We start from the raw sequence: 15,069 nt of genomic DNA, 5'->3' as shown, positions 1-15,069 counted from the left end.
ATTCAGGGGCGGTAGCGTGGTTTTTGCCGATTGACGCAGAGCGTAGCGAACCCCAACAGACGAGATAATCTGGCGTGAACGAACGATAGTCATTCCACCAACTAGGCGGAATCAAGCAAGCGAAGCAGCATGTTATGCTGCAGTAAATTTTGAAGGGGCCCCCATCAGCTCAATATCTACATTCGCGCTGGATAGCCTGAAAGCAGATTCCGCCTTGCTTATAAAATTATTTAGGCCTCGAGGAGAAATAAAATGGATAGCCAGATAGCAGTTTTGGAACTTCTAATAGAAGAGGGGAAAATGTTCAACTTTGGAAACTTTTGCTATCCAAACGAGAATTTCCGAGGTGATTTCGGTGGTAAAGATAAGGCGGAATGGTTAGAGTGGAAAACCCGCTCATTAAATATCGTGAACAAAATAATGGAAAGGAACAGCCCAGCGGCAAAGCTTGCTGCTGTTGCTAGCGACATTCCAACATCAGGTTATAAACCTGAGAATTTTGAGAGAGCAAAATCATCCTTCTTAAAGGCCCTTGAAAATACCCGCAACGCATTACATGATGACTTGTTTGGTGAACTAAACAAAACCGAAAGCGAAAATACATCTCCAGCACTATCCAACAAAGTTTTCATCGTTCACGGACATGATTCAGAGCTAAAAAATGATGTGGAGCGATTTATTCACGAGATTGGTTTGCAACCTATAGTGCTACACCGCCAAGTCGATGCTGGCGCAACAATCATAGAGAAATTTGAAAAACACAGCGATGTTGGATATGCATTCATCCTCCTAACTCCAGATGAGATCGCCTATACAATAGATCAAGAACCACTCCATGATGGAGACAGAAAAAAGGAGTCTCGTGCAAGGCCCAATGTCATTTTTGAGTTCGGTTATTTTGTTGGGAGGCTCGGCAGAAAAAGAGTTAGCTGTCTACACAAAGGTGATGTTTCAATTCCCAGTGATCTAGCTGGCATCGTATACAAGAAAATAGACATATCTATCGAATCGCAGGCATACTCCATAATCCGCGAACTCAAAGCCGCAGGATACAAAATTCAAGTTTAACAACGTATAACCATACACATATATTATTCTCAGGGATGGTCACCATCCCTATTTAGTTTAATTTTACATACATCAGCTCTTGAATCATCTCGATGTTGCTCCTAAAAATAGATAAAGCTACTAATTCCACACAAAAAAAACAAATAACTATCTAAATAATGTAACCCCCTACGCATTCATAAAATGAATGAAAACCTAGCCCGTAGGTTCGAATAGCGCAGCATATTCGGACAATCGCGAATAACCCCGCCGCGATATAAGCAAGGGTCGGAAGTTCCTCTTGCGGGGTTGATATCGGCAGCCTTGAGGCGGCTCAAGGAGCGGTGCCACTATAAGCTGGATTTATGGGTTTTCCGCTGATGACCCAACTTTTGCTTATAGTGGCTGCCGCCAGCCCATAAGCGCCCGTGGTGGTCAACTTAACGGCCGCCGGGCGCTTGTTATAGGTTCTTCCGAACTAATAACTCGCAGGCGAGGCGGGCAAAGATGGCTCTTTGCCCTTACGACCCGAGCCTGCACTCTATTGGCTATTTAATTCCTTACTTTCGGCTTGCTGCCCGAGTGATTACCCGGTTGCCGGGATAACAATCCAGCTCCCTTTATCAGATGACGCAACTCAACAACTACAGGTAGTTACCCTGTCGCAGGGCGGTCAGCAACTCATCCACCAGCACTTCCACCGGTTTACCGGCATTAAGCAGATGGATTTCCGGCTGTTCGGGCGCCTCGTAGGCGGAGTCGATACCGGTAAAGTTGCGGATCTCCCCTGCCCGCGCCTTCTTGTAGAGCCCCTTGGGGTCGCGCTCTTCGCACACACTAAGCGGCGCATCGACAAATACCTCGACAAACTCGTCGGCGCCCAGCAGATTGCGCACCAGTTCCCGCTCGGCACGGAACGGCGAGATAAAGGCGGTGAGCACGATAAGTCCCGCATCCACCATGAGTTTCGCCACCTCGCCGACCCGGCGGATATTCTCCTGGCGGGCGGCGTCATCGAAGCCGAGATCGCCACAGAGGCCGTGGCGCACATTGTCCCCATCCAGCAGATAGGTGTGCTTGCCCTCGGCGGCCAGCGCCTGCTCCAGTGCCCCCGCCAGGGTGGATTTGCCCGCCCCCGACAGCCCGGTAAACCAGATCACCAGCGGCTTTTGCCCCTTCAATTCGGCGCGACTCTCTTTGCCCACGGCATGGTCGTGCCACACGATATTGCTCATTCAAACTCCTTGCGAGGCATCAGGGCCCCAAAACGAAGAGGGTTGCGCCTTAAAACGGAAATAGCAGGGGCACCATCACTATCACCCCGAGGCTGTAGGCCAGGGAGACAGGCACCGCCAGCTTGAGGTAATCCGGCATCTTGTAGTTGCCCGCCGCATAGACCATGAGGTTGGTCTGATAGCCGTAGGGCAGGATAAAGCTGGAGCTCGCCCCGAACAGCACCGCCAGAATGAACGGCATGGTGGAGACATCCATGCTGAGCGCCAGCTGATAACCCATGGGAAAGGCCAGCGCTGCGGCGGCGTTGTTGCTCATCAGTTCGGTCAGCACCAGGGTAAACAGATAGATACCGATGAAGGCGATGATGGGACTGGAACCATTGAACTCCCCCATCAGCCAGTCGGCGATCAGCCGCGCCAGTCCGCTCTTTTCCAGCTGATCGGCGATGGCAAGCGCCCCGCCCACCACCAGCCAGATATCCAGTGGAAAGCGGCGGCGGATCTCGTCCAGGGTCAGGATGCGGGAAAACAGCAGCACCACCAGCATCACCAGCAAGCCCTTGAACAGGGGCACCAGATCGCACACCGACAGCACCAACACCCCGAGAAACCCCAGCACCACGGCAGCGCTGCGCTGGCCATCGAGCCGGGTAGAAGCCTCGAGACCACTCACCACCACAAACTCCCGGGAGAGGGACTTGTTGCCGGCAAACTTGGGGCCGGGAGCCAGCAGCAGGGTATCGCCGGCGTGCAATTCAATCTGGCCGAGGCCGCCGGTGAGCTGGGTCTCGCCCCGGCGCACCGCCAATACCACCGCATCGAAGTGGGTACGAAACGCCGCATCCTTGATGGATTGCCCCACCAGCCGCGAACTGTGGCTGACGATCACTTCCACCAGATGTTGGCCGTTGAGCCGGTGCTGGCCGTAGAGATCCAGCCCCTTGAGCTCCTGCAGCACGCCGACGCTCTCCACGTCGCCGCAAAACAGCAGCATGTCCCCCTCGTGCAACTCGTGTTCCGGCTGGACCGGGCAGATCACCTGATCCCCCCGGATGATCTCCGCCAGATAGAGACTTTTCAGGCTGCGCAGGCCGTTCTCCTTGACGCTGCGCCCGGCCATGGGCGAGCCGGGGCCCACCTTGGCCTCGAGAAAGTAGCCGGATTCGCGGCTCATCTCGGTGTCCTGCTCAGGCAGGTAGCGGGCAAACAGCAGCACGGCCACCAGCCCTGTCAACAAGGTGCCAGCACCCACCATAAAGAAGTCGAACATGCCGAGCGGCGGCGCCCCCATCTTGATGAGGAAGCTGTTGACGATCAGGTTGGTGGAGGTGCCGATCAGGGTCAGCACGCCGCCAAAGGTGGCGGCGAAGCACATGGGCAACAGCAGCCGGGAAGGCGCATGGTTGGGGTTGCGCTTGACCGCCCCCAGCATGGAGGCCACCACGGCGGTGTTGTTGACGAAGGCTGACAGAAAGGCAGTGGAGAACCACACCTTGACCAGCACCCTGTTGAAAGAGCCTGTGCCCACCAGGTTGGCGAACCAGCTCATGACCCGAGTCTTCTCCACCGCCAGCGACACCAGTAGCAGCAGCACCAGGGTCAACAGGGCACTGTTGGTATAACCCGCCACCACGGCGTTGATGTCCGCCAGCCCGCTCAGATAGGTGATGAGCACGGCGCCCGAGAAGAGCAGCGCCGGGCGGAGTTTGCCCTGGATCAGCAGGGCCACGAGAGCAGCCAGCAGACCCAGCACCAGGGATTGTTGCCAGGTCATGAGCTTACTCCTTGCTTGTGTCGTTACCGATGGCAAGGGCTTGCCAGTGCGGGAAGTGCTTGCGCACCAGGGCGTTGAGCTCGATTTCAAACTCGCTGTAGTGCCCTTTTACCGCCTTGGCCGCCAGCCTTTCCACTATCATGCCCGCGCCAACAGTGACGTTGCTCAGCCGGTCGATCAGGATGAAGCTGCCGGTATCGCGGATCTCCTGATACGGGTCAAATGCCACCGGATCGGTCAGGCTCACTTCACACAAGCCTATCTCGTTGAGATGCAGCTCGCTGGCATCCAGCTCGTCCAGCTTGTTGATCTCGATGCGATGACGGATGACTTCCACCTGACCACGGGTCTTCTTGGTGGCTAGCTTGATGTCATAGACCCGGCCCGGTTGCAGGGACTCCTCCCCCATCCAGACGATGTGAGCCAGCACGTTCTGGGTCACCTGGGGCTTTTTCGCCGCATCCACCAGCAGGTCGCCCCGGCTGATGTCGATCTCGTCCGCGAAGGTGACAGTGATGGCCTGGCCCGGCAGGGCGTACTCCAGATCCCCGTCGAAGGTGACGATGCGAGTCACCGTGCTCTCCTTGCCGGACGGCAGCACTGCCAGCTTGTCGCCGACCCGCAGGATGCCAGAGGCCAGCGTGCCTGCGAAGCCGCGAAAATCGAGGTTGGGGCGGTTCACGTACTGCACCGGCAGGCGCACCGGATGACGTTCCAGCTCGCGCTCCACTTCGGCATTTTCCAGCAAAGAGAGCAGAGTCTCCCCTTGATACCAGGCCAGCTTGTCGCTTTGGTTGACCACGTTGTCACCGTCCAGCGCCGAGACCGGCACTATCTGTATGGTGTCGACGCTGAGCTTCTTGGCAAACTCACGATAATCGGCACTGATGCGATCGAACACCTCCTGGCTGAACTCCACCAGATCCATCTTGTTGACCGCCACCACGAACTGCTTGATGCCGAGCAGGCTGGCAATAAAGCTGTGACGACGGGTCTGATCCAGCACCCCCTTGCGGGCATCGATCAGGATGATGGCCAGATCGCAGGTGGAGGCGCCGGTCGCCATGTTGCGGGTGTACTGCTCGTGACCCGGTGTATCCGAGATGATGAACTTGCGCTTGGCGGTGGAGAAATAGCGGTAGGCCACGTCTATGGTGATGCCCTGCTCGCGCTCGGCCTGCAGGCCGTCCACCAGCAGCGCCAGATCCAGCTTCTCGCCGGTGGTGCCAAGTTTCTGGCTGTCGGACTCCAGCGCTTTCAACTGATCTTCATAAATCTGCTGGGAGTCGTGCAGCAGGCGACCGATAAGGGTGCTCTTGCCGTCATCCACGCTGCCGCAGGTGAGAAAACGCAGCAGACTCTTGTGCTGCTGGGCGTGCAGATAGGCTTCGATGCCCTGTTCGGTAATGGCTGTCTGAATATGGCTGTTCATGCTGACGACTCCTTAGAAATATCCCTGACGCTTCTTCTGCTCCATGGAGCCTGCCTGATCGTGGTCAATCAGCCGTCCCTGCCGCTCGCTCGAGGTGGTGAGCAGCATCTCTTCGATGATCTCCGGCAGCGTGGTGGCATCGGATTCGATGGCCCCGGTCAACGGGTAGCAACCCAGGGTGCGGAAGCGCACCAGCTCCTGCTTCACTTCGTCTTCAGGGCCGATGGGCATGCGCTCGTCATCCACCATGATCTTGATGCCGTTGCGCTCCACCACCGGGCGCACGGCCGCGAAGTAGAGCGGCACTATGTCGATGTTCTCGAGATAGATGTATTGCCAGATGTCGAGCTCGGTCCAGTTGGAGAGCGGGAACACCCGGATGCTCTCCCCCTTGTTGACCTGGCTGTTGTAGACGCGCCACAGCTCGGGGCGCTGGTTCTTCGGATCCCAGCGGTGGGACTTGTCGCGGAAGGAGTAGACCCGCTCCTTGGCACGGGATTTCTCCTCGTCGCGGCGGGCGCCACCGAAGGCGGCATCGAAGCCGTGCTGGTTGAGCGCCTGCTTGAGCCCCTCGGTCTTCATGATGTCGGTGTGCTTGCCGCTGCCGTGCACGAAGGGGTTGATACCCATGGCGAGGCCATCCGGGTTCTTGTGGACGATGAGATCCAGCCCGTACTTTTTGGCGGTCTCGTCACGAAACTGGATCATCTCCTTGAACTTCCAGTCGGTGTCGACGTGCAGCAGGGGGAAGGGGATCTTGCCCGGATAGAAGGCCTTGCGGGCCAGGTGCAACATGACGGAGGAGTCCTTGCCGATGGAGTACATCATCACCGGGTTTTCAAATTCGGCAGCCACCTCGCGGATGATGTGGATGCTCTCGGCCTCCAGCTGCTGCAAGTGGGTCAGTCTTTCACGGTCCATGTCTGGGTCCTCGGTTCATTGCTAACGCGCCTGCTCGGGGCGCGGTGTTGGTTCAGGTCGGTGCCGCCATGGCCGCACCGTCAAATCGGTTCTTTACTCTGCCGGCTCAGGCCAGCTGCACCAGCTTGAGGTCACAGCCATTCAGGTCGCCGCTGCCCGCCTCATCGCCACTCTTTTCCCCAAACCAGGCCAGCCGGTCGCGCAGGGCGACCACCTCGCCGATGACGATGAGCGACGGGCTCACTGCCTGCTCGGCCAGTACCGCCAAGTCAGCAAGGGTGCCGGTCAGCACGCGCTGACGGGATGTGGTGCCCCGCTCTATGATGGCGATGGGGGTTTGGCTGCTGCGGCCGTGATCCATTAGCTGCTGCCGGATATGTTCGGAGCGCATCAGCCCCATGTAGATGACCAGGGTCTGACTGGTGGAGGCGAGCTGCTGCCAGTCGGGCTCCTTGCCCTCCTTCTGGCAGTGGCCCGTGATGAAGACGGCACTCTGGGCGTGGTCACGATGGGTCAGCGGAATGCCGGCATAGGCGGTGGCACCAGCGGCGGCCGTGATACCGGGCACCACCGAGAAGGGGATCCCCTCTGCTGCCAGTACCTCCAGCTCCTCGCCGCCACGACCAAACATGAAGGGGTCGCCCCCCTTGAGCCGCACCACACGGTTGCCTGCGCGGGCATGCTCCACCAGCAGGCGATTGGTCTCCTCCTGCGGCACGCTGTGGGCGCCGGCCTTCTTGCCGACCGACACCAGGGTAGCGTCGCGGCGCACCAGATCCAGGATCTCGGGCGAGACCAGCTGGTCGTAGAGCACCACTTCGGCCTGCTGAATCTGTTGCAGCGCCTTGAGGGTCAACAGGCCGGGATCGCCGGGCCCCGCCCCCACCAGCACCACCTCGCCCACCTCGCTTTGGGCCTTGTCGAGCCCCTCATTGAGCCAGGTTTCGGCACTCTGCCAGTCCTGCTTTTCGATGAGGCCGGCCAGGGTATTGGAGGAAAAGGCCCGCTCCCAGAAGCGGCGACGATCAGAAATGGATGAGAGCACCCGCTTGGCCTTGTCGCGCACCCGGCCGGAGAGTTCGGTAAGCCCCCCCAGATGGCGGGGCAGCAGGCTCTCGAGCCGCTCGCGCAACAGGCGCACCAGCACGGGGGCCTTGCCACCGCTGGAGATGGCCACCATCAGGGGAGAGCGGTCGATGATGGAGGGGAAAATGAAACTGGAGCGCTTGGGGTCGTCTACCACATTGACGAACAGACCCAGCTGATTGGCGCTCTGATAGACAAGGGCGTTGACCTCGAGATCATCGGTGGCGGCCACCACCAGGATCTGGCCGGCCAGATGGACCGGGGTGAAACGCTCGACCAGATGGGTAAAACGGCCGGCAAATTCGGCGAATTCGGGTTCAATCTCGGGAGAAACCAGGGTCAGCCTTGCTCCTGCGGCCAGCAGCAGGCGAGCCTTGCGCAGGGCTACCTCGCCCCCGCCTACCAACAGCACGGGGCGGCCTTCCAACTTGGCAAACATAGGTAAATAATCCATTTCGGCCCATCCCTTGGAACACGACTAACATGGGGCGACTATAGGCAGGGCTGCTTATCCCTCAAAATAATAAAAAATGCTTTTTAATGCGTTTTAGTAATTAGCAAAGCCGTATGATGACAAAGGAGAACGAACATCCTTGTGGTGCTCGGCGCCAGGCCATAGGCTAGTGAAAGTGTTTCATAAGGAGCTTAATGATGAATGAGTCATTGATTGTGCTGGGGATCTTCGTGTTCCTGGTGATCGTCACCCTGAGTGCCGGGATCAAGATAGTGCCGCAGGGCTACAACTGGACCGTGGAGCGCTTCGGCCGCTACACCCGAACTCTCTCCCCCGGTCTCAACCTGCTGATCCCCTATGTGGACAGGGTCGGCCACAAGATCATCATGATGGAGCAGGTGCTGGACATACCGGCACAGGAGGTGATCTCCCGCGACAACGCCAACGTCACCATAGACGCCATCAGCTTCGTGCAGGTAGTCGATGCCCGCAAGGGGGCCTATGAGGTCAACGATCTCCCCAGCGCCATCCGCAATCTCACCATGACCAACATGCGGACCGTGCTCGGCGCCATGGAACTGGACGAGATGCTCTCCCAGCGTGACACCATCAACGAGAAGCTGCTGCGCACCATGGATGCGGCCACCGCCCCCTGGGGCATCAAGGTGACCCGCATCGAAATTAAAGATGTACGTCCGCCGCTGGCACTGGTGGAAGCGATGAACGCCCAGATGAAGGCCGAGCGCCAGAAACGGGCCGAGGTGCTGGAAGCCGAAGGGGTACGTCAATCCAAGATCCTCAAGGCCGAGGGGGAGAAGCAGTCCCAGATCCTCAAGGCCGAGGGTGAGCGTCAGGCCGCCTTCCTCGCTGCCGAAGCGCGCGAAAGGGCCGCCGAGGCAGAAGCCAAGGCGACCCATATGGTCTCAAAGGCTATAGCGGAAGGGGATATGCAGGCCATCAACTACTTCGTGGCCCAGAAATACACCGAAGCGCTGGCCCGCATCGGTGAAGGCCCCAACAGCAAGATCATCATGATGCCGCTGGAAGCGGGCAGCCTGATTGGCTCGGTTGCCGGCATGGCCGAACTGTTCAACAAAGATGGCAAGGGCAACAAGTCATGACAGCCCTGTTCGAGGGGCTGACTCACTGGCACTGGCTGGGGCTCGGCTTCGTGCTGCTGGCCATCGAAGTGATGAGCTCGGTGGGTTTTCTGCTCTGGACCGGCATAGCTGCGCTGGAAGTCGGTCTGATCCTGCTGCTCTGGCCCTTCGGCTGGCAGGCGCAGCTGCTGCTGTTTGCGGTGCAATCCCTGCTCACCACCTGGGCCTGGTGGCGCTGGCAGCACCGACAGGACAGCTCGGGTCAGGATGCAGCTGCCCCCATCAACGAGCGGATGCAGAGCTATCTGGGCCGTGAGCTGACCCTGCTGGATGATGTGGTGCAGGGAACAAGCCGGGTGCATCTGGATGACACCGTCTGGACGGTGCGCAGCCCAGTGCCGCTCACCGCGGGCAGTCGGGTCAAGGTGGTGGGGGCGGATTCCCATATCCTGCTGGTGGAGCCATTGCCCTGACTCGGGTCAGCCACCACCTTGATGACACGAAAAAGGGCTCCTAGGAGCCCTCTTTCATGGGGTGGCACAGGCCAAAGTCTAAAAGCCTAGAAGGCGTCGCTGTCGAGGGCGGCGCGCAGCAGATCCTTCCAGCTGATGATGCCGACCAGGGCGCCATTTTCCAGCACCGGCAGGCAGGAGACATTCTTCTCCAGCATCACCTTGACCCCGTCCCGCACCGTGAGTTGAGGGGCTATGGTGACGGGATGGCGACTCATGATCTGGTGGGCGCGCCGATTGAGGGTCTCGGTATCGCGGCTCATTTCGGCCTCGGAATCGAGGTATGGGCTGATGGCGCGGAACAGATCCCGGTCCGAGATGACCCCCACCAGATCCTCTTCCTCCAGTACCAGCAGGTGGCGAAAGTGAGCCTGCTCGAAGATATCCTTGATGACATTGAGTCTGTCATCCATGGAAACGGTGGCGACCCGGGTCGTCATTATGTCCCTGATAAGCATGCTAGCCTCCCCAACCCTGACTGATTTCTCTGTTATGGCATGTTTTTGCCCCCCCAGCCAGTGGGAGCCCCCCACCTCAAGTGCAAATCTGCGCCGTTTCACGTAAGATCCGCGCCAGTTTTTCTCCTCCATTTGAGCAAGCAGACCCCATCCATGATAGTTGCCAGTCAAATCGAACTGATCCGCGGCGGCCGCAAGCTGCTGGACAACGCCTCCGCCACCATTCACCCCGGCCACAAAGTGGGTCTGGTGGGTAAAAACGGCTGTGGCAAGTCCACCTTTTTTGCACTGGTACGGGGCGAGCTGGCCATCGACAGCGGCAGCTTCAGCCTGCCCGCCGGCTGGCAGATCGCCGGCGTCGCCCAGGAGACGCCGGCCCTTGACTGCTCCGCGCTGGAGTACGTGATCGACGGTGACAAGGAGTTCCGCGCACTGGAGGCCCAGCTGGCCCAGGCCGAGCGGGATGACAACGGCATCCTGGTGGCCGAGCTGCACGACAAGCTCGACACCATAGGCGCCTACAGCATTCGGGCCCGCGCCGCCGAGCTGCTGCACGGCCTCGGTTTCAGCGACGAGCAACTGGGTTCGCCGGTGCGCAGCTTCTCCGGTGGCTGGCGCATGCGCCTGAACCTGGCCCAGGCGCTGCTCTGCCGCTCCGACCTGCTGCTGCTTGATGAACCGACCAACCACCTGGATCTTGATGCCGTCATCTGGCTGGAGAAGTGGCTCAAGGGCTATCAGGGCACGCTGGTGCTGATTTCTCACGACCGCGACTTCCTCGATTCGGTCATCAGCCGCATCATCCACATCGAGAACGGCAAGCTCAACGAATACACCGGCGGCTACTCCGACTTCGAACTGCAGCGCGCCGAACAGCTGGCCCAGCAACAGTCCATGTACGAGAAGCAGCAGCGGGAGGTCTCCCACATGCAGGCATATGTGGACCGCTTCCGCTACAAGGCCTCCAAGGCCCGTCAGGCCCAGAGCCGTCTCAAGGCCATGGAGCGGATGGAGAAACTTCTGCCCGCCCACGCCGACTCCGAGTTCAGCTTCGAGTTTCGCGAGCCGTCGGCCCTGCCGACCCCGCTCATCGCCATGGAGAACCTCAGTGCCGGTTACGGCGACAAGGTGATCCTGGAGAAGATAAAGATGAACCTGGTGCCGGGTTCGCGCATCGGCCTGCTGGGGCGCAACGGCGCTGGCAAGTCCACTTTCATCAAGATGCTGTCGGGCACCAATGCGCCCCTGTCGGGCAAGCTGGAGGTGAGCGCCGGGGTCAGCATCGGCTACTTCGCCCAGCATCAGCTGGAGACCCTGCGTCTCGACGACACCCCGCTCGATCACCTGGCCCGCCTCGCGCCGGACAAGCCCGAGCAGGAGCTGCGCAACTATCTGGGCAGCTTCGGCTTCCACGGTGACAAGGCGCTCGACAAGGTAGCCCCCTTCTCCGGCGGCGAGAAAGCGCGGCTGGTGCTGGCCCTCGTCACCTGGCAAAAACCGAACCTGCTGCTGCTGGACGAACCGACCAACCACCTGGATCTGGAGATGCGCCACGCCCTGACCATGGCGCTGCAAGGCTTCGAGGGCGCCATGGTGGTGGTCTCCCACGACCGGCACCTGCTGCGCACCACCACGGATGATTTCTATCTGGTGCATGGCGGCCGGGTCGAAGCCTTCGACGGCGATCTGGACGACTACCACAAGTGGCTCGGCGAGCAGGAAAAAGAAGCCAACGCCAAGCCCAGCGACGGCATCATCTCCGCCAACTCGGCGCTGGCGCGCAAGGATCAGAAGCGGCGCGAGGCGGAGTTCCGCCAGCAGACCCGGCCGCTGCGCCAGAAGCTGGAGAAGCTCGAAGCCAACATGGAGAAACTACAGACCCGACTGGCTGCGGTGGAAGAGCAACTGGCCGATCCCGCCATCTACGAAGAGAGCGCCAAGAACAAGCTCTCCGAACTGCTCAAGTCCCAGGGCCCCATCAAGGAGGAGCTGGAAGGGGTGGAGCTGGAGTGGATGAGCCTCTCAGAGGAGCTGGAAACCATGGAGCAAGCCTTCTTTGCGTGATGAACAGCTGATGGCGGCCGAGCGGGTCGCCGTGCACGAACTGCCGACGCCGCTCGGCTTCTGGCACTGGAGCGGCAAGGTCTATGGCGAGCGCAGCCAGGACTGGCTGACCGTGCAGGCGCAGGGCGGCAACGTCAATCTGGCGCTCTTGCTGCACCGGCTGGATCAGGCCGATATCCAGGTCGACCTGACCGACCTGCAACCTGCGTTGGTGCAGACCGAAGCAGTACTGACCCCCTGGCGTGCTCTGCGCCAGAGCGCCAAGTCGCGGCTGGATGAGGAAGAGTATCAGGCCATGCTGGCCCACGAGCTGGAGCTGGAACGGCTGCAGCAGGGGGTCCTGCTGCAGACCCTGCGCAGCCTCACCCTGTATCGGGGCAAGAGCCACAATTTGTTGAACTATCTATCGTTACTGGGGGCTCAGCAGGGCCCCCTCAGAGATCTAATATGCTGAGTTATCGCCACGCCTTTCACGCCGGCAACCACGCCGACGTGCTGAAACACACCATCCAGGCTCTGATCATCGAGTCCCTCAAGAAGAAGGATAAACCCTTCATCGTGCTGGACACCCATGCCGGTGGCGGTCTCTACGACCTGCGCGGCGACTGGTCCCAGAAGAAGGCGGAATACGCCGACGGCATAGGCCGGCTGTGGGATGAACGGGCCCAGTGGTCTGCCATGGCCCCCTATCTCGGCGTCATCGAAGAGATGAATCAGAACGGCGAGCTGCACTACTACCCCGGCTCCCCCGAGCTGTCACGCCGCCTCTCCCGCGAGCAGGACAAGCTGGCGCTGATGGAGCTGCACAACAACGAGGTGGAAGACCTTCGCGCCAACATGGGCTACGACCCTCGCGTCGCCGTCCACCACCGAGATGGCTTCGAAGGGCTGGTGGCGCTGCTGCCGCCGACCCCGCGTCGTGGACTTGTGCTGATAGACCCGCCCTATGAGCTCAAAGAAGATTACTTCGCAGTGGTCGATATCCTGAAAAAGGCGCAGAAGCGCTGGGCTACCGGCATCTATGCGCTCTGGTATCCCATTCTGGGCGAAGAGGCGGACAAGTCCCGCGACATGCTGCGCGCCATCAAGCGCGAGAACTTTGGCAACGTGCTGGTGGCCGAGCTGGAAGTGGCCGGTCAGACCAAGGATTGGGGCATGAACGGCTCAGGCATGCTGATAGTGAGCCCCCCCTGGATGCTGGCCGAGCAGATCGAAGCCTTCCTCAAACCCCTGTGCGCCAAGCTGGCCCAGGGCGCCGGTGCCCAGTATAAGGTGGAATGGCTCAACAAGGCCGCCGACTGAGGCGAAGCGCGAGCAGATCGAGCATCTACCTCAAACCCCTCTGCGCCAAACTGGCCCAAGGCGTCGGTGCCCAGTACAAGGTGGAATGGCTCAACAAGGCCGCCGACTGAGCCCTCACTGACCGCAATAATGACAAAGCCCCGCAAGGGGCTTTTCTATTTCAACCGTTACCGGTGGAGCGGGGTAAACGCTATGCCTCGGCGGGCGGCAACTCCCCATCATGGGTCAGATCCATCCCCCTTGATAGGTTCCCCCTATCCAACCATTAGATGAGAATAATTTTCATTTGATGTCATTCTGGCGGATACTGCTGTCATCACCAGAGGGAGTCACCATCATGAAAAAAACCATCAGCTTTGCCATCCTGCACTTCGGTGTCGCCTTTACCGTGGCTTACCTGCTGACCGGTGAGCTGCTGACCGCCAGCCTGATCGCCCTGATAGAGCCCGCCGTCAACACGGTCGCCTTCTACTTTCATGATCTGGCTTGGCACAAGTTCAAGCCCAATCACAGCCTGCAGGCCAAGACCAGCAGCTTCGCCCTGGTGCACTTCAGCGTCGCCTTCGGGGTCGCCTACCTGCTGAGCGGCGAGCTGCTCACCGGCGGCGTGATGGCCATCATAGAACCTGCCATCAACACGGTCGTCTTCTTCTTCCACGAGCGGCTGTGGCGCGCCCGTCAGCCACTGGCGCTGGCATAAGTCCGGGCCTGCACCGGATCCGCTCCGCCAACCGGGGTCGCCAAGTGTGAAAAAGCGCTCGGCGGCCCTGCTGCATTGTGCTCTAGTAGCCGGGTATCCCACTCTTTCTATTGGAGTCTTTCCGATGAACAAGCTGCTGCTTGGCCCTCTTCTCTTTGCCCCTCTGCTGGCCTGTGCAGCTACCCCTTCCTTTGATTGTGTCAAGGCAGCCGGCGCGACCGAAACCCTGATCTGCAAGGATGCCGCGCTGGCGGTGCTGGATAACGAGCTGGCCACCCTCTATCCCAAGGCGCTCGCCAACCTCTCCCCCGAACAGCTCAAAACGGAGAAGGCCATGCAGCGCGGCTGGATCAAGGGTCGCAACGACTGCTGGAAGGCCAAGGATCTACGCCAATGCGTGGAGGAGAACTACCAGTTGCGGATCACCGAGTTGCAGATAAAAGGCGGTCAGCTGACGGTACCGACGCCGGTCGATTACCAGTGTGGCAAGAACGTCACCCTCTCCACCTACTTCTATAACGATGCCAAGCTGCCCGCCGCCGTGATCAACCTGAGCGAAGGGGATAGCCAGCAACAGGTGTTCGCCTATGAAGCCCCCAGCGCCAGCGGTGCCCGTTATGAAGGCCAGAACCTCAGCCTCTTCACCAAGGGCACCGAGGCCAGCCTGGAGCGTTACGGCCAGCCGACGCTTAGCTGCTCTGAGATCCCGACCAAGGACAACTGACCGCAGTACGAGGGCCGCCTGCAAGCGGCCCCCTTGCCGGCCGCATGGCGCCCTGCGATGCCAGAGAGTGGCCTCAGTCATCCAGAGTCACACACTCGCTAGCGCTGCCTTTCGAAAACACCTTGCACAGCTCCCCGCCATCGAGTGATAGAACCGCCTTATTCATTAATTTGTTGATCCTGCCCAGAGATCTTCCATCTGGTCCTTCCCCTCTGTACCAAGCCCGTTAACATACCCGATTGGCAACAAACGCCTCGTCG

General features: G+C 59.6%; 14 protein-coding genes. 8 read left to right on the top strand and 6 right to left on the bottom strand.

Annotated features, from left to right (window positions below; all coding sequences use genetic code 11):
• Positions 1–252 precede the first annotated feature (252 nt).
• Positions 253–1,068: a TIR domain-containing protein gene (locus tag ACW5XD_RS17520; RefSeq protein WP_456495960.1), complete on the top strand. Its 816-nt coding sequence runs from the start codon at positions 253–255 to the stop codon at positions 1,066–1,068.
• A 623-nt stretch (positions 1,069–1,691) separates the two neighbouring features.
• Here the strand turns inward: ACW5XD_RS17520 and cysC are convergent.
• From cysC to cysG, 5 genes are all read right to left on the bottom strand, one after another.
• Positions 1,692–2,282, bottom strand: a complete 591-nt coding sequence (gene cysC, locus ACW5XD_RS17515; protein WP_456495959.1) for an adenylyl-sulfate kinase — start codon at positions 2,280–2,282, stop codon at positions 1,692–1,694.
• Between the two features lie 49 nt (positions 2,283–2,331).
• Complete coding sequence (locus ACW5XD_RS17510; RefSeq protein ID WP_456495958.1) at positions 2,332–4,056, bottom strand: SLC13 family permease; 1,725 nt, start codon at positions 4,054–4,056, stop codon at positions 2,332–2,334.
• A 4-nt stretch (positions 4,057–4,060) separates the two neighbouring features.
• Positions 4,061–5,488 (bottom strand): sulfate adenylyltransferase subunit CysN, encoded by a 1,428-nt coding sequence (gene cysN, locus ACW5XD_RS17505; protein ID WP_456495957.1) that lies wholly within the window; start codon positions 5,486–5,488, stop codon positions 4,061–4,063.
• A 12-nt stretch (positions 5,489–5,500) separates the two neighbouring features.
• Positions 5,501–6,409, bottom strand: a complete 909-nt coding sequence (gene cysD, locus ACW5XD_RS17500) for a sulfate adenylyltransferase subunit CysD (protein ID WP_456495956.1) — start codon at positions 6,407–6,409, stop codon at positions 5,501–5,503.
• A 106-nt stretch (positions 6,410–6,515) separates the two neighbouring features.
• On the bottom strand, positions 6,516–7,949 hold the full coding sequence (cysG, locus tag ACW5XD_RS17495) for a siroheme synthase CysG (RefSeq protein WP_456495955.1): 1,434 nt from the start codon (positions 7,947–7,949) through the stop codon (positions 6,516–6,518).
• Positions 7,950–8,146: 197 nt separating this feature from the next.
• Between cysG and ACW5XD_RS17490 the strand changes: the two genes are divergently transcribed.
• The gene (locus ACW5XD_RS17490; protein ID WP_456495954.1) at positions 8,147–9,070 is read left to right on the top strand and encodes an SPFH domain-containing protein; all 924 of its coding nucleotides are present in this window, start codon (positions 8,147–8,149) and stop codon (positions 9,068–9,070) included.
• Positions 9,067–9,522, top strand: coding sequence for an NfeD family protein (locus ACW5XD_RS17485; protein WP_042869488.1), 456 nt, complete (start codon positions 9,067–9,069; stop codon positions 9,520–9,522). Before ACW5XD_RS17490 ends, ACW5XD_RS17485 begins: the two co-directional genes overlap by 4 nt.
• Before the next feature lie 86 nt (positions 9,523–9,608).
• Here the strand turns inward: ACW5XD_RS17485 and ACW5XD_RS17480 are convergent, their stop codons facing one another.
• Complete coding sequence (locus ACW5XD_RS17480) at positions 9,609–10,019, bottom strand: CBS domain-containing protein (protein WP_456495953.1); 411 nt, start codon at positions 10,017–10,019, stop codon at positions 9,609–9,611.
• Between the two features lie 153 nt (positions 10,020–10,172).
• Between ACW5XD_RS17480 and ACW5XD_RS17475 the strand changes: the two genes are divergently transcribed.
• The 5 genes from ACW5XD_RS17475 (at position 10,173) to ACW5XD_RS17455 (ending at position 14,809) form a co-directional block, all read left to right on the top strand.
• Positions 10,173–12,083 carry an ABC transporter ATP-binding protein gene (locus tag ACW5XD_RS17475; protein ID WP_456495952.1) on the top strand — a complete coding sequence of 637 codons (1,911 nt, stop codon included), beginning with the start codon at positions 10,173–10,175 and terminating at the stop codon, positions 12,081–12,083.
• Positions 12,076–12,537, top strand: coding sequence for a DUF2390 domain-containing protein (locus ACW5XD_RS17470; RefSeq protein ID WP_456495951.1), 462 nt, complete (start codon positions 12,076–12,078; stop codon positions 12,535–12,537). The genes ACW5XD_RS17475 and ACW5XD_RS17470 overlap by 8 nt, the downstream gene beginning before the upstream one ends.
• Positions 12,531–13,385, top strand: a complete 855-nt coding sequence (locus ACW5XD_RS17465; protein WP_456495950.1) for a 23S rRNA (adenine(2030)-N(6))-methyltransferase RlmJ — start codon at positions 12,531–12,533, stop codon at positions 13,383–13,385. Before ACW5XD_RS17470 ends, ACW5XD_RS17465 begins: the two co-directional genes overlap by 7 nt.
• A 337-nt stretch (positions 13,386–13,722) precedes the next feature.
• Positions 13,723–14,085 carry a DUF2061 domain-containing protein gene (locus ACW5XD_RS17460; protein ID WP_456495949.1) on the top strand — a complete coding sequence of 121 codons (363 nt, stop codon included), beginning with the start codon at positions 13,723–13,725 and terminating at the stop codon, positions 14,083–14,085.
• Positions 14,086–14,209: 124 nt separating this feature from the next.
• Positions 14,210–14,809 (top strand): MliC family protein, encoded by a 600-nt coding sequence (locus ACW5XD_RS17455; protein ID WP_456495948.1) that lies wholly within the window; start codon positions 14,210–14,212, stop codon positions 14,807–14,809.
• Positions 14,810–15,069: the final 260 nt, after the last annotated feature.

This window comes from Aeromonas enterica, from assembly GCF_054052465.1.
The sequence above is the reverse complement of the archived record's forward strand: the minus strand, read 5'-3'. Positions and strand labels throughout refer to the sequence as shown.